This is a genomic window from bacterium, from assembly GCA_026129405.1.
Taxonomy (GTDB): domain Bacteria; phylum Desulfobacterota; class Binatia; order DP-6; family DP-6; genus JAHCID01.
In genome coordinates this window covers 290,180-312,075 of record JAHCID010000005.1, presented here as the reverse complement: position 1 = coordinate 312,075, position 21,896 = coordinate 290,180, and the positions used below count along the sequence as shown (strand labels likewise).

Below are 21,896 nucleotides of genomic sequence, written 5' to 3'. Positions count from 1 at the left end.
GCCCATCACACGCCGCCCGCCGTCCCCCGCAGCCCCTCGACCTGCGCCGTGCTCTCCTCGAGCCGCCCGTCGACGAGACGCAGCGTGCGTCCCATCGTCGCCGCGAGCCGGGCGTTGTGCGTGGCGACGACCAGCGCCGATCCGGCCGCGGCGTTCAGCTCCATCATGAGGGCCTGGACCCGCTCGCCCGTCGCAGGGTCGAGGCTGCCCGTCGGCTCGTCGGCGAGGAGGAGACGCGGCCGCCGCATCATCGCGCGCGCCACGGCGACGCGCTGCTGCTCGCCGCCGGACATCTCGCCCGGACGGTGCTCGCGGCGATCGCCGAGGCCGACGCGCGCGAGCAGCGCCTCGGCGCGCTCCCGTGCGCCGCGCAGCGGCTCGCGGCCGATCAGCGCGGGCAGCATCACGTTCTCGAGGGCCGTGAAGTCGGGGAGCAGATGATGGAACTGGAAGACGAAGCCCACCGCCCGATTGCGCAGCGCCGCCTGCTCGGACTCGGAGAGCCGGAGCACGTCGGTGCCGTCGAACAGGAGCCGGCCGCCGTTCGGCGCGTCGAGCAGCCCGAGGATGTGGAGCAGCGTGCTCTTGCCGACGCCCGACTCGCCCATGATCGCCACGGACTCGCCGGGTGCGACGAGGAGGTCGAGCCCCCGCAGCACCTGCACCTCGGTCGGACCGTCGACATAGGTCTTCCCCAGGCCCTCCGCCTGCACGAGCGGGGTCATGCGGCCCGACATGCGGCGCTACTCATATCGGATCACCTCGACGGGGACCAGATTCGCCGCCCGTCGGGCGGGGGAGAGCGCCGCCACGAGACAGATGCCCACCGCCACCAGCGCCACGACGAGGAAGTTCGCCGGCTCCATGCGCACCGGGAGCGTGGTGACGAGGAAGACGTCCTTCGGCAGCTCGACGAACTGATAGCGCGCGAGGAGCCAGCAGCCGGCGAGGCCGAGGAGGTTGCCGAGCACGGTGCCCGCGACGCCGATCACGGCGCCGTTCAGGATGAAGACGCGCCCGATCGCCGCGCCGGACGCCCCCATCGACTTGAGGACCGCGATGTCGCGGCGCTTCTCCTTCACGAGCATCGTCAGCGAGGCGAGGATGTTGAACGCCGCCACCACGACGATGAGACAGAGCACGATCGCGTAGACCACCTTCTCCAGCCGCAGCGCGGAGAAGAGGTTGCGGTTCTGCTCCATCCAGTCGCGCGCCCGGTACGGGAAGCCGCCCAGCGCGTCCTCGACGGCGCGCGCCGCGGTGCGCGCGTCGTAGACGTCCTTCACCCGCACCTCGATGCCGCCGATGCCCTCGCCGAGATCGAAGAAGCGCTGCGCGTCCGCGAGGTTCATGTAGACGAGGGTGGCGTCGTAATCGAACATGCCGGAGTCGAACACGCCGCCGACGACGAAGCGCTTCAGGCGCGGCACCATGCCGGCGGGCGTCGGCGTCGCCAGGGGCGAGATCACGTTGACGACGTCGCCCGGGCCGACGCCGAGCTGGCGCGCCAGCTCCTGCCCGACCAGCAGGCCGGGCAGCTCGACGAACCCGCCGCCCTCCGACTCCTCGCGCGGGATGCGGTGGGGCGTCTTCAGGCCTTCCATGCTGCCGCGCGCGAGATGATTCTCAAGCTCGATCACGCCGCCCACCGAGCTCGGATCGATGCCGCGAACGACCACGCCGGACACCGTGCGGCCGATCCCGACCATCGCCTGGCCGTAGACCACCGGCGCCGCCGCCATGACGTCGGGCACCGCCCGCACCTTGGCGAGCGCGTCCTGCCACTGCTCCACCGGCCCGGCATAGCTCTGCACGGTGACGTGCGGGTTGAAGCCGAGGATCTTCTTGCGCAGCTCGACCTCGAGGCCGGTCATCACCGCGAGGACGATCAGCAGCGTGGCGACCCCGATCGTCACGCCGGCGAGCGACAGCGCCGAGATCAGCGACAGCAGGCCCCCGCGCCGCCGCGAGCGCAGGTAGCGGACGCCGACCATCAGCTCCCAGCTCACGCGCGCTCCGGCCGCAGCTGCGGAAAGAGGATGACCTCGCGAATGCTCGTCGCGCCGGTGAGCAACATGACGAGGCGGTCGATGCCGATGCCCTCACCGGCCGTCGGCGGCATGCCGTACTCGAGGGCGCGGACGTAGTCGTCGTCCATCGCGTGCGCCTCTTCGTCGCCCGCCGCGCGCGCCTGGAGCTGCCCCTCGAAGCGCGCCCGCTGGTCGTCGGGATCGTTCAGCTCGGAGAAGGCGTTCGCCAGCTCCTTTTGCCCGACGAACAGCTCGAAGCGGTCGACGACGCGCGGGTCGGCGTCGTTGCGCCGCGCGAGCGGCGAGAGCTCGACCGGAAACTGCGTGACGAACGTCGGCTGGATCAGGTGCGGCTCGACGAGACGCTCGAAGCAGAGGCCGAGCAGCTCGCCGGGCGTCATGCTCGCGCGCTCGATGCCGCCGGTGCGCTGCGCGAGGTCCCGCACCACGTCCGCGTCGAGGAGGCGCTCGGCCGGGATGCCCGCCCGCTCCCCGACCAGCTCCGCCATCGACCGCCGCGGCCAGGGCGGCGTGAGATCGATCGCCATCTCGCCCCACGTCACCTGGAGCCCGCCGGTCACGGCCCGGGCGCACCCGACCAACAGCTCCTCGGTGAGGTCCATGAGGTCCTCGTAGGTGGCGTACGCCTGATAGAACTCGAGCAGGCTGAACTCCGGGTTGTGCCGCGTGGAGAGGCCCTCGTTGCGGAACACGCGGCCCATCTCGAAGACCCGATCGAAGCCGCCGACCACGAGCCGCTTCAGATAGAGCTCGGGGGCGATGCGAAGATAGAGGTCGATGTCGAGCGCGTTGTGGTGCGTGACGAACGGGCGTGCCGCCGCGCCGCCGGCGATCGGCTGCATCATCGGCGTCTCGACCTCGAGAAAGCCGCGCCCGACGAGGAACTCGCGCACGTAGCGCTGGATCGCCGCCCGCTGCACGAAGATGCGGCGTGCCTCGGGGTTGACGATGAGGTCGACGTAGCGCTGGCGGTAGCGCGCCTCGACGTCCTGGAGGCCGTGCCACTTCTCCGGCAGCGGCTGGAGCGACTTGACGAGATGGACGAGGGCGTGCGCTTCCAGCGTCAGCTCGCCCGTCCGCGTGCGGAAGGGACGCCCCGTGACCCCGACCAGGTCACCGACGTCGACCTGCCGGTAGTGCGCGAAGTCGTCCTCGGAGAGGCGGTCGCGACGCGCGTGCACCTGGATCACGTCGCCGCGGTCCTGGAGGCGCAGGAAGCCGGCCTTGCCGAAGTCGCGCACCGCGAGCACGCGTCCACCCACGGCGACGTCGAGCGCCGCGGCCAGACCGGCGTCGTCGAGCCCGCCGAAGCGCGCATGCACCTCGGCGGCGGTATGGTCAGGGCGGAACCCGTTCGGATACGGGGTGATGCCGCGCGCGCGGAGCGCGTCCAGCTTCCGCCGCCTGACCACGATCTGCTCGTGGTCGTCCGGCATCCTCGACGTTGGAAAAGTCGAGGGTTTCTATCGGGGGGCCCCCGGCCGGTCAAGGAAGCCCGGCGACGCTCAATCGACGAGGAGGATCGCGCTCCGCGCGCTCGCGCCCGTGAGCTCGGCAATGACGACGATGCCACCCTTGCGGCTCGCCTCGACGCCGGAGATCGCCGCGATCGCCCCACCGAGCGGCGACGGCGTGCCGGGACCGAGCAGCCGCTCGATCGCCGGTGCGGGCGCGCTCGGGCCCGGCACCGTGTCGGCCGCGACGCGGTAGAGCCCCGGCCCCGTGCTCGCACCGTTCACGCGCGCCGTGAACACCACCCCGCCGTCGGTGGCCTGCGGCCGGCCGACGCTGCGCACGGTGGTGCCGTCCGGCAGCGCATCGCCGCTGCCGACGAGCAAGCCGAAGGAGTTGCGCCGCAGCATCCAGATGCCCTCGCGCCCGGTGTCGAGGAGCGTCGCGCGACAGTAGGTCACGCTCGAGCTGGAGTCGGGCGGATCGAAATCGCCGAAGCGGTCGACGAGGCGGCCCGGCGCACGCTCTCCGCGCACGGCGATCCGCCGCATGCCGCCGCCGCGCTTCTGGAAGAGCGCCGGGAGGCGCGTGCCGTCGCGGTCGATCTGGGCGACGAACGCGACCCGGGCGCCGCGCTCGACGGCCGGCGTACCGAAGGTATCGAAGAGACCGCCGCCGGGCGCCTTGCGGCGCGCCTGAGCGAGGATGCGTGGCTTGCGGCCGGTCACGAGGAAGATCCCGCGCGGCGTCTTGCCGCCCTGGAGCGTCGCCTCGAACGCGACCTCGCCGCGCGGCCCGACGCCGCCGCGGGCGAGGGAGTCGAGGGTGGCGGCGAAGAAGTCGACGAACCGGCCCGCCTTGCCGACGCGCTCGCTGGCGACCGCGAGCGCACGCAGGCCGCCGCGGCGCGTGGTGCCGACGAGCGCACGGCTCGCACGCGGGCTGTCGCCCGGTGCGGTGCGGATCTCGGCGCCGAAGGCCACCTGCCCGGCGCCGTCCACCGCCGGCGGATCGAGCGCGGCGAAGGTCCCGCCGAGCGGCGTCGGGCCGCCGACGAACGCGAGCGTCCTCAGCGTGCCGCTGGACTCACGCACGAAGATGCCTTCGCGGCTGCCGAGGAAGACGGCGCCCTCGGCGGCCTGACGCGCGCTCGGGCTGCCGAAGCGGAAGCGCTCCTGTCCGGTGTCGACGTCGGTGCGATCGCCGACCTGCGCGAGGGTGGTCACGGCGCCGGAGCGGTAGACGAACAGTCCGGGGCCGCTGCCGCTGATCGACGCCGGCACCACGAGGCTGCCGTCGTCGGCGAGGCTCGGGTCGCGGAAGCGGACCAGCGACGGCGTGCCGGGGGTCCCGTCGCGGGTTTTGAGGAGCGCGATCGGCGCCCCCGCGGGCGCCGCGGCGAAGATCGCCGAGCCGCTTCCCGCACCGCCCAGCGTCGCACGGAAGGCGATCGTGCCGCCGACGTTGATCGACGGCACGAGCGACGACGCGAACTGGCGGTAGGTGACGTCGGGCTCGCCGGTGCCCTGCCCCTCGACTGCCACGGCGCTCACCTGCGGGATGGGGCCGGCGGCGACGGCGCGGAACACGCCCGCGACGCTGCCGTTCGAGATGACGCCGCGGAACGCCCAGACGTCGGCGGCGTTCAACGTCGCCCCGCCGACGGCGGTGAACGTCCCGCCGATCGGGCTGGGCTCGCCCACCACCACGACCGGCGTGACGATGCCGCCGCTGCCGACGAACAAGCCGTCACGGCCCGCCGACACCGAGGCGCGGAAGCCGACACGACCCGTCGCCGAGACGCCGACGGTGCGCAGCGAGGCGAAGCTCCCGCCGCTCGGCGCGGGATCGCCCGTGCGCACGATCGCCGACAGGCTCTGCTCCGTCACGCGCACGATCACCGTCCGGCCGTCGGACAGCAGTGCGGTGAACGCGACGTGGCCGGCGGTGCCGTAGGCGACGTCGGACTGCAGCTCGCCGAGCGGACCGTCGGCGTCGAGGACGTCGCCCGTCTGCGCGAGGACGTCGAGCCCGTCGCCGCAGCGGCGGACCACCGCACCACCGCCGCCGACGAGGAAGCCGATGACGACCGCGCATCCGGGCGGGCCCTGGATCGGCACGCCGACGCCCGCCACGCGCCGCCCGGAGGGAAGGACGTCGCCGGCGGCGAGCAGGTGCACGAGGCGGTCGCCGTCGCGATGGAAGGCCGCCGTCGAGGCGCCGTGCAGAACGAGGCGGCCGTCGGCGTCGAGCGCGGCGGTGCTGAAGGTGGAGAACGGGAGGCCGAGCGGCGAGGGATCACCGGCCGCGAGCAGCGCGCTCGCCGCGGCAGCCGGCATGCGCAGCGCCAGCAGCAGCGTGATGACGAGGAATCCGTTCCACACGGTGCCCACGCTGCGTCGCAAGACCGATGCCAGCCCTGGGCCGCGCAATGCCGCATGCACCGCGCGGCGCCGTGACGAGCGTGCAGGGATCGTGCGGCCGTGCACGTCCCGGCCTCTCAGTCGCGCAGGCGTCTCACCAGCTCCGGCAGGCGATCGAACGCCGGCCCGCGCTCGAGCCAACGTTCCCTGCTGCCCCGCCGGCGGCTGAACTCGACGTACCCCAGCTCGGCGAGCCGCGACAACGCATTCCCGAAGGTGACCACCGAGTTGCCCTCGGGGCGGCGGGCCTCGGCGAGCAGGAGGCTCGTGGCGAACTGTCGCTGCATCACCTTCACGAGGTCGGTCTGCTTCTGCGGCCACTCCGCGTTCGCGCCCACGGTACGCGCGGCGACGAGGTACGTCTCGCGGAAGTTCTCGAGGAGACCGCTCGTCACCCGCATCATCACGTGATCCGGGTCGGCGACCTCGCCGCTCACCGCACCGATCTCGCGGTAGTAGGACACCCAACGGCCGATCTCCGCCGACAGCGTTTCGCGGTCCGGCAGCGGGAACTCCCAGCGATAGAGATCGAGCCACTGCCAGACGTGCTCGCGCATGTGGCCGAGACCGACGCCCGCCTGGAGCGCGCGCGCCACGAGGCAGGGCAACAGGAAGAAGTGGATCGTGTTGTTCTTGTAGAAGTCGAGGTTCGTGCGGCGGTCGGCGGGCACGTGCAGCACCACGCCCTCGCCGTCCTGGAGCCGCGTGACGAGTCCGCCGCTCTCCAGCCAGGCGAGGCTCTCGCGGAAATCGGACGCCTCGTTGCGCACGAGCGATTCGGTGAGGTGCACGCCCTGCATACGAAGCAGCGCGACGAGCGCGTGCGCGGCCTCGAGGAACTCGGCCAGCCGACACGCCTGGCGCGGCGCGCCGAGCAGCGCGGTGGCGCTCACCGACGTCGCCCCCGCCATCGCGACCGAGTTCACCTCGCGCAGGATGCGGAAGCCGAGCCGCTGCACGAAGCGACGCTTGTCCTCCTCGACCGGCGGCTGGCCGGCGCCGTGCGCGAACGCGTCGCGCTGCGGTCCGAGCGCGTCGGTGAGCGAGATCGGCGTGCCGAAGCTGACGTACGCGGTGCCGAAGCGCTTGGAGAGGATCGCCCGCGCCCGCAGCAGCGCGCCGAGCGACTCGCGCTCCTTCTCCTCGCCCGACACCTCGCGCCGGTAGGACTCCTCCTCGGGAATGCGGCCATAGTGGATCGACACCGGCACGAGATAGAGATCGCGGCGGATGCCCTGCACGAAGGCGTTCACGATCGCCGTCAACATGCCGAGCTTCGGCGTGAGGATCTTGCCCGTGCGCGTACGACCTCCCTCGATGAAGAACTCCTGCGTGTACCCCTCGCGGATGAGGAACGTGAGGTACTTCCGGAACACCATCTTGTAGAGCTCGTTGTCGTCGAAGGTCCGCCGGATGAAATACGCTCCCGCGCCGCGGAAGAGCGGCCCCATCGGCCAGAAGCTGAGGTTGATGCCGGCGGCGATATGGGGCGGCGAGAGGTAGTTGCTGTGGAAGATGTAGGTGAGGATCAGGTAGTCGAAGTGGCTGCGGTGGCAGGGCACCAGGACGATCGGGTGCTCCTTCATCCGCTCGATGGTCTGCTCGAGGCCGACCACCTCGAGCCCCGAGAACACGCGCGGGAAGACGCGGTTGAAGAGGAACTCGAGGACGCCGAAGTAGAGGCCGTTGAAGCTCGCGGCCATCTCGTCGACGTAGCCGCGCGCCTCCTTCACCACCTTGCGGCGCGGAACGCCGCGCTCGGCGGCGATGCGCCGGGTGAGACGCGCCAGCTCGGGATCGCGCAGCACCGTCTCGCGCACCACCCGCCGCGGCATCAGCGCCGGGCCCTGCACCACCCGCTCCTCGCGATACAGGACGATCTGGAGCGCGCGCGCGAGGCGCCGCACGGTGCGCTCCTCGCCGGCGCGGCGGTGCTCCTCGACGAAGCGCCCGAGCGCGACCTCGCGCCCGAGCGTCAGCTGCATCTGCCCGGCGTTCCACAGGTACGTGAACAGCCGCTTCGCCTCCCCCGGCGCCTCCTGCACGCTGTAGAGCATCGTCGCGAAGCGCGACTCGCGGCGGCGGAAGCCCTGGCCGCGGAAGATCGCGACCGGCACGAGGAAGGTCGGGCGCGGCGACGATCCCGCCGCGCGGACGACGTCGCGCAGGTACTGCGGCCCGAGCCGCGCCGCCGCGAGCGCACGCCGGCGGCGGCCCGCGACCACATGGCTGCGCATGAAGACGAGCACCGGCTCGCCGGCAGCGACCAGCTGCTGACACGCCTTGTGGCCGGCGCCGGGTCGCGCCCGCGGCCGGAACGCCCAGCGCAGGAGGTCGCCGAGCGGCCGCGCCCAGGTGAGCGACACGCCCGGCGCGAAGCGCGCCAGCGGCAGCCCCTCGCGCAGCAGCACCGCGTTGACGAGCAGGTAGTCGATCGTCGAGCGGTAGCGCATCACGTAGATGACGGTGCCCTGGCTGGCGAGCTGGCGGACGCGCTCGACGAGCTCGGGCCGGATGCGCACCTGGCCGAGCGCCAGCCGCACGAGCACGCGCGCGAGCAGCCCGAAGCGCGCGAGCATCGCCGAGCGCTGCTCGGAGACCGCGGCCGGGGCCGGAGCGGAGGCGACGGTGGCACCGAGGGCGTTGGCTTCAGGGGTCACAGGTAGCGCTCCAGGTTGCGTCGCCGCAGCTCGGCGACGACGAGCCGCACATCCTGCGCGCGATCCTTCGCACACACCAGGAGCGCGTCGGGCGCATCGACGACGACCAGATCGTCGACGCCGAGCACGGCGACGAGCCGCCGCCCACCATCGACGACGCACCCGCGGCTGTCGACCATCACCGTCCGGCCGCGCACCGCGTTGACGTCGCCGTCGCGCCACAGCGCCTCGAGCGCCGCCCAGCTGCCGACGTCGTTCCAGCCGCAGCGCGCCGGCACGACCGCCACCCGCTCGGCGCGCTCCAGGACGCCGTGGTCGATCGAGACCGCAGGCACGCGGCGATACGCCGCCGCGAGCGCACGCGGGCCTCCCCGCGCCAGCGCCGTCTCGAGCGGCGCCGTCACTGCCGGCAGATGCGCCCGCAGCGCCTCGAGGATGACGCGGGTCCGCCAGACGAAGATGCCACCGTTCCAGAGCGCGCCGCCCGCGACGAGACGGCGCGCCGTCACCGCCGGCGGCTTCTCGACGAAGCCCTTCGCCCATCGTGCCCCGGCCGCGCCGCGGCCGATCGGCGCACCCGGCCGCACATAGCCGAAGCCGGTCTCGGGATGCGTCGGCGGGATACCGATCGTCACCAGCGCCTCGTGGCGGGCCGCCACGCGACAGGCGGTCTCGAGCGCGCGCCGGAGCGCCGGCGCGTCGCCGACGACGTGGTCCGACGGCGCGACGATCATGACGGCGTCGGGCGTGCACGCCTCCATGCGCAACGCGGCGAGAGCGATCGCCGCCGCGGTGTTGCGCCCCTGCGGCTCGACGACGACGCGCGCGGCTTCCAACCCGGGGAGCTGTCGCCGCACCGCGGCGGCGTGCGCGCGTCCGGTGACCACCCACACGCCGCGCGTACCCACGAGCGGGCGCAGCCGCCGCACCGTTTCCTGGAGCAGCGTGCGCCGTCCGCCGAGCGCCAGCAGCTGCTTCGGCGCGCGTGCCCGGCTGCGCGGCCAGAAGCGGGTGCCTGAGCCGCCCGCCAGCACGACGGCAACGCGTGATGTGCCCGACTGGCGTGTCATCCGGAGGCGCCGCCCGCGATCCGTGTAGGCACGCGTCGGGTGAAAAGCAAGGCGCTTGACAGTCCGCGACGACGCCGCTGTCGTCGCCACGCATGTCCGCCGCCCGCACGCTCCGCGTCGACGCGCCGATGCGTCTCGACGCGTTCCTCGCGCGCGCGGCGCTCGGCTGCTCGCGTCGCGTCCTGCGCGCGCTCGTGGCGGACGGCTCCGTGCGCGTCAACGGTCGTCGCACCGCGAAGGGCGCACGGCTCGTCGCCGGCGACGTCGTCACCCTGCCGCCTCTCGACGGGCTGCATCCCGAGCCCGACCTCGCGGTCGACGTCCTGCACGTCGAGCGCGACCTCGTCGTCGTCGCCAAGCCGGGCGGCATGCGAGGCCACGCGCTCGATCCGCGCCAGACGGGCACGGTGGCGGCATTCCTCGCCGCGCGCTTCCCCGAGACCGCCGCGGTCGGCGACGCCCTCGCCAGCGGCCTCGTGCACCGGCTCGACACCGGGACGTCCGGGCTCCTCGTCGCGGCGCGACACGCCGCGGCGCACGATCGCCTGCGCGCCGCATTCGCGCGCGGCAGCGTGACCAAGCGATATCTCGCGCTGGTCACGGGCACGCCGCCCGCGACGACGACGGTGACGCACGCTCTCGCACACGACCGCAGCATCCGCGGCCGCATGCGCGTCGCGCGCCCGGGCGACCGCGCCTGGGAGGCGCGCAGCGAGGTCACGACGCTGCGCCGCGCGGACGCCGCCGCGCTGGTCGGCGTGACCATCCGCACCGGCGTCACGCACCAGGTGCGCGCACACCTCGCCGCGCTCGGCTGCCCCGTCGTCGGCGATGCGCGCTACGGCGGCGTCGCCGCGGCCCTGCCGCTCACGCGTCACGCGCTGCACGCGGCCGGTGTGACGCTGCCCTCGCGCGACGGCGCCGCGGCGTGGTCGTTCTGGTCGCCCCTGCCGGACGATCTCGCCGCGCTCGCGGCGACGCTCGGGATCGGCTGAGCGCCGATCAGGCGGCGGCGTTCTTGCCGCCCTTGCCGCCGCGCGGCTCCTTGGCGGTCGCGCACGCGGTGCAGAGGTTGTTCACGTTGTTCGGATCCTCGACGAGGCCGTCGTCGATGTTGTGACAGACCTTCTTGCAGTTGGCGCAGATGAAGTAGATGCCCTCGATCGTCTTGTTGATGCGCTCACGATTGAGGATGCGGCCCTTGAGCTTCTCGATGCGGATACCGAGCAGCTCCTCGTACTGCCGCTTGATCTTGCGCCGCCCGGCCTCGTCCTTCGGCAGCTCCTCTTCGGTCTCGTCGCCGCCGGACTCCTCCTCGTCGAAGAGGCCCGTCGCCTTGGACTTGGAGCTGGAGCCCTTGTCGCCCTTCCGCGCACGCGCCATGCGTGGCTCCTTCCGTACGGCTCTCAGCGGGTGCGTCGAGAGAAGCCGCAGGCCTTGTCGCAGGTCCAGAAGAACCCGCGCGGACCGGCGCCGACCTGCTGCACGACGCGGCACTCGGCACCACACTCGGGACACACGACCTTGCGGCCTGCGTCGCCACCCTTCTCCGCGGTCTTCGCTTTCTTCTCTGCCATGATCTCGGTCGCCCCGCGCTGGAGCGGAATTTCGGTCTTCTATGGGCGAGGTTGCACCCTGTCAAGGTGCGGGCGGGCGCGACGCCGGCCGGGCGCGACCGCCTTGTGGCGTCCAGGACCCCGTGGTAGCCGGGCCGCACGTCATGCGGGTCCTGCTGCTACCGGAGCGTCGCACGGTCGAGATCCACGGACGCCGCACCGTGGGACGCCTGCTCGGCGAGCTCGGCGTCCTGCCCAATACCGCGATGGTGATCCGCCGCGACGAGCTCCTCACCGACGGCGAGATGGTGGAGGAGGACGACGAGCTCGAGATCCGCGCCGTCATCTCCGGAGGCGCCCTGTGAAGTGCGTGCGCTGCCGGACGCGCGCCGAGGTGCATCTGCGCGCGCACAACGCGGGCTTCTGCCGGCCGTGCTACCTCGAGTGGTTCCCGCGTCAGGTCGAGCGCGCGATCCACAGGGGACGCATGTTCGGGCCCGACGACCGCGTGCTGGTTGCCGTCTCGGGCGGCAAGGACAGCCTCGCCCTCTGGGACGTGCTCGTGCGCCTCGGACACAAGACCACCGGCCTCTACCTCGCCCAGGGCATCGGCGAGTACTCCGCACGCTCGCAGGCCCTGTGCGAGGCGTTCGCGCGCGCCCACGACCTCGAGCTGCGCATCGTGACGCTGGCCGACGAGGGACCGGGGCTCGACATCCCCGGCGTCGCCGCGCTCACGAACCGCTCCGCCTGCTCCGCCTGCGGCATGCTGAAGCGCCACTTCTTCGACGAGGCCGCGTACGGCGGCGAGTTCGACGTCCTCGTCACCGGCCACAACCTCGACGACGAGGCCGCACGCCTGCTCGGCAACGTCCTCCACTGGCAGGTCGACCACCTGGCCCGGCAGCGCCCGGTGCTGGAGCCGTCGCATCCGCGTTTCGTACGCAAGGCGAAGCCGCTGCATCTCCTTTCGGAGTACGAGACCGCGGTCTATGCCTTCATGCGCGGCATCGACTACGTCGTCGACGAGTGCCCGAACGCGGCGGGTGCGACGCAGCTCGCGCACAAGGACGTCCTGAACCGTCTCGAGGCCGCGAGCCCCGGAAGCAAGCAGGCCTTCGTGCGTGACTTCCTGCGCGTCGGCCAACCAGCGTTCGCCGCCGCCCAGGCGGCCACCGAGTCGGCCCCGTCCACCTGCGAGAGCTGCGGCATGCCGTCGTGGGGCGCGCGCTGCGCGTACTGCAAGCTGGTCGACGAAGTGGCGCGCAAGCGCGCCCGGCACGCGGCGTCGGCGTGAGCGTGCCCGAGGCGCGAACGGACGCGGCGGCGCTCGCCGACCGCGACGCCGTCCTGCTGATCGACCGCAAGGATCGCACCTACCTGCGCACCTTGCGCCGCGGCGGCCGCATCACCGTGCGCGGCATGCCGCTCGCATGTGATCTCCTGATCGGCCGCCCCGAGGGGACGAGCGTCGACCTGCCGACCGGCGAGCGTCTGCTCGTCCTGCGGCCGACCTACGCGCAGCTGATCCCGAGCCTCCCCCGCCAGGCCCAGCCGATCTATCCCAAGGACGTCGGGCCGATCATCCTGTGGACCGGCATCGTCCCTGGCGACACCGTGCTCGAGATCGGCACCGGCCCGGCGGCGCTGACGCTCGCCCTGCTCCACGCCGTCGGCCCGGGCGGCCGCCTGGTGTCGTACGAGCTGCGGGAGGACTTCGCGGCGATGGCGCGCGAGAACGTCGCCCGCTTCCACGGCCCGACCCCGAACTGGACGCTCCGCGTGCAGGACGCCCTCGCCGGCCTCGTCGAGCGCGACGTCGACCGCATCGTGGTCGATCTCGCCGAGCCCTGGCAGCTGCTGCCCCACGCCGCCGACGCCCTGCGCCCGGGCGGCAGCTTCACCGGCTTCGTGCCGACCGCGCTCCAGGTGAAGAGCCTGGTCGACGCCCTCCGCGCCGACGGCCGCTTCGGCGCCGTCGAGGCCTTCGAGACCATGCTGCGCCACTGGCACGTCGGCGGTCGCAGCCTGCGGCCCGAGCATCGGATGGTCGCCCATACCGGCTTCCTCGTCTTCGCACGGCGCCTCGCCGACGGCGCGAACCTGCGTTCCGAATTGACTCCCCGGGACCCCTACGGTACCGATGAACGGGACGGCCGCACTCGCGCGGCGGGGCCAGCGCGTGATGACGAAGGCGGAGATCCGCCAGAAGGTCTGGAAGACGATTGAGCGCGAAGGCGTCGGTCGCTTCCCCTGGGCACCCGGACGCATCCCCAACTTCGAGGGTGCCGAGCAGGCCGCACAGCTGCTCCGTGAGATGGCCGTCTGGCGTCGCGCGCTCGTCGTCAAGATCAATCCCGACGCGCCCCAGCTGCCGGTGAGACGCCTCGCCCTCCTCGAGGGCAAGATCGTCTACATGGCGGTGCCGCAGCTGCGGACCGAGAAGTGCTTCATCGAGATCGATCCGCAGCGCTTCGGCCGCCGCGCCGCGCTCGCCGCCAGCATCGCCGGCGCCTGCAAGTACGGGCGCGCGGTGTCGCCGCGCGAGATGCGGCCGATCGACCTCGTCGTCTGCGGCTCGGTGGCGGTCGGCCGCGACGGCGCCCGGCTCGGCAAGGGCGGCGGCTACTGCGACCTCGAGTATGGCCTCCTGCGCGAGGAGGGCAAGGTCCGCGAGTCGACGCCCATCCTGACGACGGTCCACCCGGTGCAGATCCTCGGCGAACGCATCGCGATGCTGCCGCACGACCTGCCGGTCGACTTCCTGGTCACGCCGACCGAGGTGATCGCCACGCGACCGGCGCACCCGCGCCCACGCGGCATCTACTGGGACCTCCTCCGAGCGCTGCGCATCAATGCCATCCCGCTGCTGCGCAAGCGCCTCAAGCGCGGCGCGTCCGGCTCGCCCTCGCCGCGCCGCCTGTAGCGGCGAGGCGCAGCGCCCGGCGTGCGGCGTCCTCCGGCGAGCGCGCCCGCACCACGCCCGCCACGGGCACGCGGCCGCCCAGCACCACGACGGGTCGCCCGAGCACGCGCGCGAGCGCGATCTCCGAGAGCGTCCCGTGCGCGCCCGGCAGCGCGACGAGGACGTCACCCGCCGCCGCGACCAGGACGTTGCGCGCGTGGCCGATCCCCGTCGGCAGCGCGACGCCGAGCCACGGGTTGCCGTCGGCGTGCGCGTAGCCCGGCAGGAGCCCGACCACGAGCCCGCCCGCCGCACGCGCCCCGCGCGACACCGCGGCCATCGCGCCGCCGAGCCCGCCGCAGATCACGACCGCCCCGCCCTCGGCGAGCGCGCGGCCGAGCGTCTCCGCCTGGCGGGCCGCCCGCGGTCCGCACGTTCCCCCGCCCGCGACGGCGATCTGGAGCGGCCGGCTCATGCCAGCACGGGCAGCAGGTCGGGCAACGCGTGCAGCACGTAGCGCGGCGGCGGCGTCCCGGCGGGAACGCCGCGGCCGTGCCGATCGATCCACGCGGCGTCGACCCCGGCCGCGACCGCCGCCGCAACGTCCTCACCCAGCGTGTCGCCGACGAAGAGCGCCTCGGACGCGGCCACGCCGACGCAGCGGAGCGCCTCGCGCACGATCGCGGGATGCGGCTTGCGCACGCCGACCGCCTCGGAGACGACGACGGTCGCGAGGTGCGGCAGGATGCCGTGGCGGCGGAGTATCTCGTACGCGGTCGCGGTGTCGTCGAAGTTCGACACCACACCCACCGGGCCGTCGCGCCGCGCGGCCGCGAGCACGGCCGCGTGCGACGGCGGGAACACCGTCGCGGCGGCGATGCCGCGCATGTGGGCGCGCGAGAGCGCGACCGCCACCTCGGCACCGTGCGCGCCGTGGATACCGAGCGTCGCCAGCGCGCGCCGGAAGCGCTCGCGCGACGGATGCTCGACGTGCGTGTCCTCGCGGCTCGCCGCCATCTCGGCGGACACGGTGCGCAGCGCGTGCCACAGCGCCGCCGGCGCCACCTCCGGAATCAGCTCCTGCACGAGCGGCACCACGTCGCCGAGCGTCGTGCGGGTCGTCCGACCGTCGATCGTCAGCTCGGACAGCCGGCTCTCGTCGACCAGGACGAGCGTACCGAACAGGTCGAAGAGGACGCCGCGGTACGCCGACACGCTACTGGAGCCAGCGCGCCCGCTGCGCGCCCGGCAGAGGCCGGCGACCGGCGAAGCCGTCGGCCTCGCCGTGCCAGAACGCGACCTCGGGCTCGCCGAACTGCCAGCAGAGGAGCACCACCTCGCCGTCGCGCCGATGCGGGAAATCGACGAGGCCGAGGCGCACGTCCTTCAGCTGCGCGCCGGTCTCCTCGATCTCGCCGACGAGCGCGTCGAGCTCCTCGATCAGGATGCGGACCGCGGGGCGCGCACGCAGCAGGTCGGCGGTGTCGACGAGATCGGGGTCGACGCCGCGCTCCTGCGCGAGGCCGGTGCGCTCCGCTTCGAGCCGCAACGCCGCACGTTGGAGGCGCTCGACGCGCATCGCCAGCTGGGGGACGCACGCGTTCGCTTCCTCCAGCGAGAACAGCTTTCGCCCCTGCACCGTGGGCGATCGTAGCAGGGCCCCGCGACCGGAGTCGAGGTGCCGTCGTACCTTGTCGGCGTCAGGGGGCTGGGTTACAGTCCGCCCGCCGACGATGGCCGACGACGATCCGATCCAGGGGCCCGGCGCCGGCAGCGATCCCGAGTCGCAGCAGCGCTTCTACGGCTTCGACGAGGACATCAGCGGGATCGTCGTCCCGGACGTGCTGCCGATCCTGCCGCTGCGCGGGGTCGTCATCTTCCCCTCCGCGATCGTGCCGCTCTTGATCTCGCGGGGTGCGTCGCTGAAGCTCGTCGAGGAGCGCCTCGCGAGCGACCGCATGCTCGGCCTGGTCTCGCAGAAGAACCCGGAAGAGGAGCATCCGGAGCCGGACGGCCTCTACGCGCGCGGCACCGCCGGGCGCATCCTCAAGATGCTGAAGTACCCCGACGGCAGCGTGCGCATCCTGGTGCAGGGTCTACGCCGCATCGAGGTACAGCAGTACACGCAGCGCGAACCGTACCTCCTCGCGTCGATCCGCCAGCTGCAGGACGTCCACGAGCCCTCGCCGGACCTCGAGGCGATGCAGGTTCACATGGTGAACCAGTTCGCCAAGTTCGTCTCCATGATCCCCTACCTGCCGGACGAGCTGCAGGTCGTGGTGATGAACATCAAGGACCCCGGCAAGGTCAGCGACCTGATCGCCTCGAATCTCAACATCGCGCTCGAGGAGAAGCAGGAGCTGGTGTCGACGCTGAACGTCCGCCAGCGGCTCGAGCGGCTGACGACGATCCTCACCCGCGAGATCGAGCTGCTCGAGCTCGGCCACCGCATCCAGTCGCAGGTCCAGTCCGAGCTGAACAAGAACCAGAAGGACTTCTACCTGCGGCAGCAGATGAAGGCGATCCAGCGCGAGCTCGGCGAGGGCGACACGCGCACCGCCGAGCTCGACGAGCTGCGCCGCAAGCTCGACGAGGCGAGCCTGCCCGACGAGGCGCGCAGGGCCGCCGACCACGAGTTCGACCGCCTGAAGCTGATCCCGCCCGAATCGGCCGAGCACAGCGTCGTGCGCACGTACCTCGAGTGGCTCGCCGCGATGCCGTGGGCCACGTCCACCGAGGACAACCTCGACCTCCACCACGCGCGCCAGGTGCTCGACGAGGACCACTTCGACCTCGAGAAGATCAAGGAGCGCATCCTCGAGTACCTCGCGGTGCGCAAGCTGCGGCAGGACCCGAAGGGCCCGATCCTCTGCTTCGTCGGGCCGCCGGGCGTCGGCAAGACGTCGCTCGGCCGCTCGATCGCGCGCGCCATGGGCCGCAAGTTCGTGCGCCTGTCGCTGGGCGGTATCCGCGACGAAGCCGAGATCCGCGGCCACCGCCGCACCTACATCGGCGCCCTCCCCGGCCGCATCATCCAGAATCTCCGCAACGCCGGCTCGAACAACCCGCTCTTCGTCCTCGACGAGATCGACAAGCTCGGCATGGACTTCCGCGGCGACCCCGCCTCGGCCCTGCTCGAGGTGCTCGACCCCGAGCAGAACGCGACCTTCCAGGATCACTACCTCGACGTCCCGTTCGATCTCCAGAAGGTGATGTTCGTCACCACGGCGAACATGATGGACCCCATCCCCGCGCCGCTGCGCGACCGCATGGAGGTCATCGACCTCGCCGGCTACACCGAGGAGGACAAGCTCGAGATCGCCAAGCGCCACGTCGTGCCGAAGCAGCTGCGCGAGCACGGGCTCGGACCGGAGCAGCTCCAGTTCGAGGACGACGCGCTCCACAAGCTGATCCACGACTACACGCGCGAGGCTGGCCTGCGGAAGCTCGAGCAGCGCATCGGCAGCGTCTGCCGCAAGGTCGCGCGCCTCATCACCGAGGGCCGCACCGAGCCGACGGTCTGCACGCCGGCGCTGGTGCGCGAGCTGCTCGGGCCCGAGGTCTACTTCTCGGAGCTGGCCGAGCGCACCGACGAGGCCGGGATCGCCGTCGGCCTCGCGTGGACGCCCGTCGGCGGCGAGATCCTCTTCGTCGAGGCGACGCGCATGACCGGCAAGAAGGGCCTGACGCTCACCGGCCAGCTCGGCGACGTGATGAAAGAATCGGCGCAGGCGGCGCTCAGCTACGTGCGCGCCCATGCCGACCAGCTCGGCGTCGCGCCCGACTTCTTCGAGAACAGCGACATCCATCTGCACGTGCCGCAGGGATCGATCCCCAAGGACGGGCCGTCCGCAGGCGTCACGATGGTGACGGCGCTGACGTCGCTGCTCACGAACCGCCCCGTGCGGCCGAACCTCGCCATGACCGGCGAGATCACCCTGCGCGGCAAGGTGCTGCCCGTGGGGGGCATCAAGGAGAAGGTCCTGGCGGCGCGCCGCGCCGGCATCACGACCGTCCTGCTGCCGCACCGCAACCAGAAGGACCTGGAGGACGTGCCCGCGGGCGTGCGCGAGCATCTCCAGTTCCATTTCGTCGACACCATCGCCGAGGTCATCGAGCACGCCCTCCTTCCCGCCGCCGCGCCCGAGGCGCGTGCGGTCCGAGCCTGAAGCGCTTCCATCATGCCCGAGCTACGTAGAGATCCCGTCGTCGGTCGCTGGGTGATCGTCGATACCGAACGTGTGCGCCGTCCCCAGGACTTCCGCGAGGCGCGACCCCAGCGTCGCGGCGGTCCCTGCCTGCTCTGCGGCGGCCACGAGGTGGAGACGCCGCCCGCGATCCTGACCGTCGGCGGCGACGCCGCCGACGGCTGGCGCGTACGCGTCGTGCCCAACAAGTTCCCCTCGCTGCGCGTCGAAGGCGATCTCGAGCGTCGCGGACACGGCCTCTACGACCTCATGAACGGCGTCGGAGCGCACGAGCTCATCGTCGAGTCGCCGAAGCACGACGACGTGCTCGCGAGCCTGCCGCTCCAGGTCGTCGAGGACGTGATCGGCGCCTGGCGCGAGCGCATCCGCGACCTGAAGCGCGATCCGCGCTTCCGCGCCGCGGTGGTGGTGAAGACGCACGGCCTCGACCGCGGCCCGATGCACGAGCATCCGCACTCGCAGCTCCTGGCCACGCCGATCCCCCCGCAGCGTCTCAACGACGAGCTGCACCACGCGCGCGCCTACCACGACTACCGCGAGCGCTGCCTCTTCTGCGACATCATGCACCAGGAAACGGAAGAGCAGAGCCGCCTCGTCCTCGAGACCGACCACCTGATGGCGTTCGCGCCGTTCGCGGCCCGCTTCCCGTTCGAGACCTGGATCCTGCCGCGCCGGCACCTCGGCGCCTTCGAGAACGCGGACCCGATCGAGCACGCCGACCTCGCGAAGGCGCTGCGCGGCGTCCTGCGCCGGATGCGCACGCTCCTCGGCGACCCGCCCTACTCGGTTCTCCTGCACACCGCGCCGTTCGCCGACGCCGACAGCCCCTTCTTCCACTGGCACGTCGAGGTGATCCCGCGCCTCGCCGCCACCGCCGGCTTCGAGTGGGAGAGCGGGCTGCACACGAACCCGGTGCCGCCCGAGGACGCCGCCCGCTTCCTGCGCGACGCCCCGGAGTAGCGCTGCGTGCGCGTCGTCCACCTGGCCTCGGAGGCCCAGCCATGGGCCAAGACCGGGGGCCTCGCGGACGTGCTCGGCTCGCTGCCGCCGGCCCTCGCCAGCCGCGGGGCCGACGTCACGGTCATGCTGCCCGCGTACCGTACGGCGCTGCGCACCGCGGGCACGGTCGAGCGGCTCGGCCGCGTGCACGCGCCGGTCGGCAGCCGCATGGAGCCGGTCGACGTCCTGCGCGTCGCGAACGCCCCGGTGCCGACGCTGCTCCTCGCGGCGCCGCGCTACTTCGACCGCGAGGGCCTCTACGGCGACGGCGGCCGCGACCACCCCGACAACGCGGAGCGCTTCGTCGTCTTCTGCCGTGCGGCGCTCGAGTGGCTGCGCGAGCTGGCGACGCCGCCCGACGTGCTGCACGCGCACGATTGGCAGGCGGCGCCCGCGCTCGCCTTCCTGCGCGGCACGCAGGCGCTGTATCCCGAGCTGGCGGCGACGCGAACGGTACAGACGGTCCACAATCTCGCCTACCAGGGCCGATTCTGGGCGGCGGACTGGCACCTCCTGAACCTCGACCCGCGCTGGTTCACCGCGGAGTTCCTCGAGTTCCACGGCCAGATCAACTTTCTGAAGGCCGGGCTCGTCTTCGCCGATGCGATCACCACGGTGAGCCCGCGCTACGCCCGCGAGATCCAGACGCCCGCCCTCGGCGAAGGTCTCGACGGCGTGCTGCGCGCGCGCGCCGAGCGCGTGCACGGCATCCTGAACGGCATCGACACGGTCGCGTGGGATCCGGCCGGCGATCCTGCGCTGCCGGCGCACTACGACGCGACCACGCTCGACGGCAAGGCGGCCTGCCGCGCGGCCTTGCGAGGCGAGCTCGGGCTCACGCCGGACGAAGCCCCCGCGCTGGTCGCCATGGTGACGCGCCTCGCGGAGCAGAAGGGCATCGACACCGCGCTCGGCGCCGCGTGGGGGCTCGTCGGCGGCGGGGCGATCCAGCTCGCCGTCCTCGGGAGCGGCGATCCGCACTGGGAGCATGCGCTGCACGAGCTGGCGGCGCGGCATCCCGGCCGCGTCGCCGTACGCATCGGCTTCGACGAGCCGCTGGCGCGCCGCCTCGAAGCCGGCGCCGACCTCTTCTGGATGCCGTCACGTTTCGAGCCCTGCGGCCTGACCCAGCTCTACAGCCTGCGCTACGGGGCGGTGCCGATCGTGCACGAGACGGGAGGCCTCGCCGACACGGTGACCCCATGGGATGCGGAGACCGGGCACGGCACGGGCTTCCTCTTCCGTCCCTGCACCACGCCGGCCCTCGTCGCCGCGACCCGCGCCGCGCTCGCGATCCGCACCGACACGGCCGCGTGGCGGCGGCTGATCGCCAACGGGATGGCCTGCGACTTCTCCTGGGACCGCTCCGCGGCAGCGTACGTCGACCTCTACGCCGCCTTGTCACGCGAGTGAGCGGGCTCAGCCCTCGACCACGCCGAGAAGCGCCGCCGCGTCGTCGATCACCAACGACGGCTCGGCGGCCCACATGCCCTCCGGCGTGAGCCCCCACGCGACGCCGCAGAAGGCGACCCCCGCAGCCCGCGCCGTGTGCACGTCGATCCCGGAATCGCCGACGAGCAGCGCATCGCCCGGGGGAATGCCGACGCGCTCGCAGAGCAGGAGCAGCCCCTGCGGGTCCGGCTTGCGCGTCGGCAGCGTGTCGCCGCCGACGACCTCGCGGAAGAGCCTGCCCACACGGAGACCGTCGAGAATGGTGCGGCTCATCGCCTCGGGCTTGTTCGTGCAGACCGTGAGCACGATGCCCCGCGCCGCCAGCGCGGCCAGCGCGTCGGCGACGCCGGGATAGAGCCGGGTGGCGTCGAGCAGGTGGCGAGCGTAGAAATCGAGGAACCGGCGCAGGCCGCCCGCGACGGCGGCCGGCTCCGGCGCGCCGAGGAGCCGCTCGACCAGACGGCGCGCGCCCTCGCCCACGTACCCCTGAACGACCTCGAGGGGCTGCGGCGGGCGCCCGAGCTCGGTCAGCATGGCGTTCGCCGCGGCGACGATGTCGGCGCGCGTATCCGCGAGGGTGCCGTCGAGATCGAAGGCGACGTGCCGGTAGCGCACGCGAGGACCGGAGCCGAACCGGCGCGGCGGATCAGGCCGAGAACGACGACCCGCACCCGCAGGTGTTGGTCGCCTTCGGATTGCGGAACTTGAAGCCGCCTCCGTGCAGGCTGCTCACGAAGTCGATCTCCATGCCGGCCAGGTACTGGAGGCTCTCGGGATCGACCCGGACGCGGACCCCGTCGTACTCGACCACGAGGTCGCCCTCCTGGACCTTGTCGTCGAAGTCGAGCTGGTAGCTGAAGCCCGAGCACCCCCCGCCGACGACGGCGACGCGCAGCGCGTGCTCCTCGCCGAGTCCCTCCTTCGCGCGCACCCGCTTGACCGCATCGACGGCAAGGGGTGTGAGCGTGATGGTGGCCTCGGAGGAGCTCGCTGCCATGCTTTGGACGATAGGGACCGGGTTCCGTGAAGTCAACGCGCGCCGGGCGGAGCGACTGCCCACTGGTCAGACGACGTTGCCCCGCTTCCGTTTCGTGCACCACTGCCATGAAATGCGTGGCAG

The 21,896-nt window shown here is 72.5% G+C and carries 21 protein-coding genes; 8 read left to right on the top strand and 13 right to left on the bottom strand.

Annotated features, from left to right (window positions below):
- Positions 1-5: 5 nt before the first annotated feature.
- The 6 genes from KIT14_18870 to KIT14_18845 form a co-directional block, all read right to left on the bottom strand.
- Entirely contained in the window at positions 6-725 is a 720-nt protein-coding gene (locus KIT14_18870; GenBank protein ID MCW5892582.1) for an ABC transporter ATP-binding protein, read from the bottom strand.
- Between the two features lie 18 nt (positions 726-743).
- Positions 744-2,009, bottom strand: coding sequence for a lipoprotein-releasing ABC transporter permease subunit (locus KIT14_18865; protein ID MCW5892581.1), 1,266 nt, complete (start codon positions 2,007-2,009; stop codon positions 744-746).
- Entirely contained in the window at positions 2,006-3,487 is a 1,482-nt protein-coding gene (gene lysS / locus KIT14_18860) for a lysine--tRNA ligase (GenBank protein ID MCW5892580.1), read from the bottom strand. Before lysS ends, KIT14_18865 begins: the two co-directional genes overlap by 4 nt.
- A gap of 69 nt (positions 3,488-3,556) precedes the next feature.
- Entirely contained in the window at positions 3,557-5,896 is a 2,340-nt protein-coding gene (locus KIT14_18855) for a hypothetical protein (GenBank protein MCW5892579.1), read from the bottom strand.
- 107 nt (positions 5,897-6,003) lie between these two features.
- Positions 6,004-8,586 (bottom strand): 1-acyl-sn-glycerol-3-phosphate acyltransferase, encoded by a 2,583-nt coding sequence (locus KIT14_18850; protein MCW5892578.1) that lies wholly within the window; start codon positions 8,584-8,586, stop codon positions 6,004-6,006.
- Positions 8,583-9,656 carry a mannose-1-phosphate guanylyltransferase gene (locus tag KIT14_18845; protein ID MCW5892577.1) on the bottom strand — a complete coding sequence of 358 codons (1,074 nt, stop codon included), beginning with the start codon at positions 9,654-9,656 and terminating at the stop codon, positions 8,583-8,585. Before KIT14_18845 ends, KIT14_18850 begins: the two co-directional genes overlap by 4 nt.
- Before the next feature lie 92 nt (positions 9,657-9,748).
- Between KIT14_18845 and KIT14_18840 the strand changes: the two genes are divergently transcribed.
- The gene (locus KIT14_18840) at positions 9,749-10,651 is read left to right on the top strand and encodes an RluA family pseudouridine synthase (protein ID MCW5892576.1); all 903 of its coding nucleotides are present in this window, start codon (positions 9,749-9,751) and stop codon (positions 10,649-10,651) included.
- Positions 10,652-10,658: 7 nt separating this feature from the next.
- On the opposite strand, the gene KIT14_18835 is transcribed toward KIT14_18840, so the two are convergent.
- A complete protein-coding gene (locus KIT14_18835; protein ID MCW5892575.1) occupies positions 10,659-11,039 on the bottom strand; it encodes a hypothetical protein in 381 nt (126 codons plus the stop codon).
- A gap of 23 nt (positions 11,040-11,062) precedes the next feature.
- Positions 11,063-11,233 carry a hypothetical protein gene (locus tag KIT14_18830; protein ID MCW5892574.1) on the bottom strand — a complete coding sequence of 57 codons (171 nt, stop codon included), beginning with the start codon at positions 11,231-11,233 and terminating at the stop codon, positions 11,063-11,065.
- A 143-nt stretch (positions 11,234-11,376) separates the two neighbouring features.
- Here KIT14_18830 and KIT14_18825 point away from each other — a divergent pair, with 143 nt between their 5' ends.
- From KIT14_18825 to KIT14_18810, 4 genes are read left to right on the top strand one after another with little or no spacing between them, the layout of a single operon-like run.
- Positions 11,377-11,577: a thiamine biosynthesis protein ThiS gene (locus KIT14_18825; protein ID MCW5892573.1), complete on the top strand. Its 201-nt coding sequence runs from the start codon at positions 11,377-11,379 to the stop codon at positions 11,575-11,577.
- A complete protein-coding gene (locus KIT14_18820; protein ID MCW5892572.1) occupies positions 11,574-12,509 on the top strand; it encodes an adenine nucleotide alpha hydrolase family protein in 936 nt (311 codons plus the stop codon). Before KIT14_18825 ends, KIT14_18820 begins: the two co-directional genes overlap by 4 nt.
- Positions 12,506-13,441 (top strand): tRNA (adenine-N1)-methyltransferase, encoded by a 936-nt coding sequence (locus KIT14_18815; GenBank protein MCW5892571.1) that lies wholly within the window; start codon positions 12,506-12,508, stop codon positions 13,439-13,441. The genes KIT14_18820 and KIT14_18815 overlap by 4 nt, the downstream gene beginning before the upstream one ends.
- The gene (locus KIT14_18810; protein ID MCW5892570.1) at positions 13,398-14,138 is read left to right on the top strand and encodes a 5-formyltetrahydrofolate cyclo-ligase; all 741 of its coding nucleotides are present in this window, start codon (positions 13,398-13,400) and stop codon (positions 14,136-14,138) included. Before KIT14_18815 ends, KIT14_18810 begins: the two co-directional genes overlap by 44 nt.
- Here KIT14_18810 and KIT14_18805 read toward each other — a convergent pair.
- The 3 genes from KIT14_18805 to KIT14_18795 are packed head-to-tail and all read right to left on the bottom strand — an operon-like array spanning position 14,095 to position 15,756.
- Complete coding sequence (locus KIT14_18805) at positions 14,095-14,592, bottom strand: TIGR00725 family protein (GenBank protein ID MCW5892569.1); 498 nt, start codon at positions 14,590-14,592, stop codon at positions 14,095-14,097. The genes KIT14_18810 and KIT14_18805 overlap by 44 nt on opposite strands.
- Positions 14,589-15,332, bottom strand: coding sequence for an HAD family hydrolase (locus KIT14_18800; protein MCW5892568.1), 744 nt, complete (start codon positions 15,330-15,332; stop codon positions 14,589-14,591). The genes KIT14_18805 and KIT14_18800 overlap by 4 nt, the downstream gene beginning before the upstream one ends.
- Position 15,333: 1 nt before the next feature.
- A complete protein-coding gene (locus KIT14_18795; GenBank protein MCW5892567.1) occupies positions 15,334-15,756 on the bottom strand; it encodes a DUF2203 domain-containing protein in 423 nt (140 codons plus the stop codon).
- 94 nt (positions 15,757-15,850) lie between these two features.
- Here KIT14_18795 and lon point away from each other — a divergent pair, with 94 nt between their 5' ends.
- From lon to glgA, 3 genes are read left to right on the top strand one after another with little or no spacing between them, the layout of a single operon-like run.
- Positions 15,851-18,286, top strand: coding sequence for an endopeptidase La (gene lon, locus KIT14_18790; protein MCW5892566.1), 2,436 nt, complete (start codon positions 15,851-15,853; stop codon positions 18,284-18,286).
- Positions 18,287-18,298: 12 nt separating this feature from the next.
- Complete coding sequence (gene galT, locus KIT14_18785) at positions 18,299-19,285, top strand: galactose-1-phosphate uridylyltransferase (protein ID MCW5892565.1); 987 nt, start codon at positions 18,299-18,301, stop codon at positions 19,283-19,285.
- 6 nt (positions 19,286-19,291) lie between these two features.
- Positions 19,292-20,737, top strand: coding sequence for a glycogen synthase GlgA (gene glgA / locus KIT14_18780; protein MCW5892564.1), 1,446 nt, complete (start codon positions 19,292-19,294; stop codon positions 20,735-20,737).
- Between the two features lie 6 nt (positions 20,738-20,743).
- Here glgA and gph read toward each other — a convergent pair whose 3' ends face one another.
- Together gph and erpA are read right to left on the bottom strand one after the other, a co-directional pair.
- Entirely contained in the window at positions 20,744-21,391 is a 648-nt protein-coding gene (gene gph / locus KIT14_18775) for a phosphoglycolate phosphatase (GenBank protein ID MCW5892563.1), read from the bottom strand.
- A 31-nt stretch (positions 21,392-21,422) separates the two neighbouring features.
- A complete protein-coding gene (gene erpA / locus KIT14_18770) occupies positions 21,423-21,773 on the bottom strand; it encodes an iron-sulfur cluster insertion protein ErpA (GenBank protein ID MCW5892562.1) in 351 nt (116 codons plus the stop codon).
- Between the last annotated feature and the right edge of the window lie 123 nt (positions 21,774-21,896).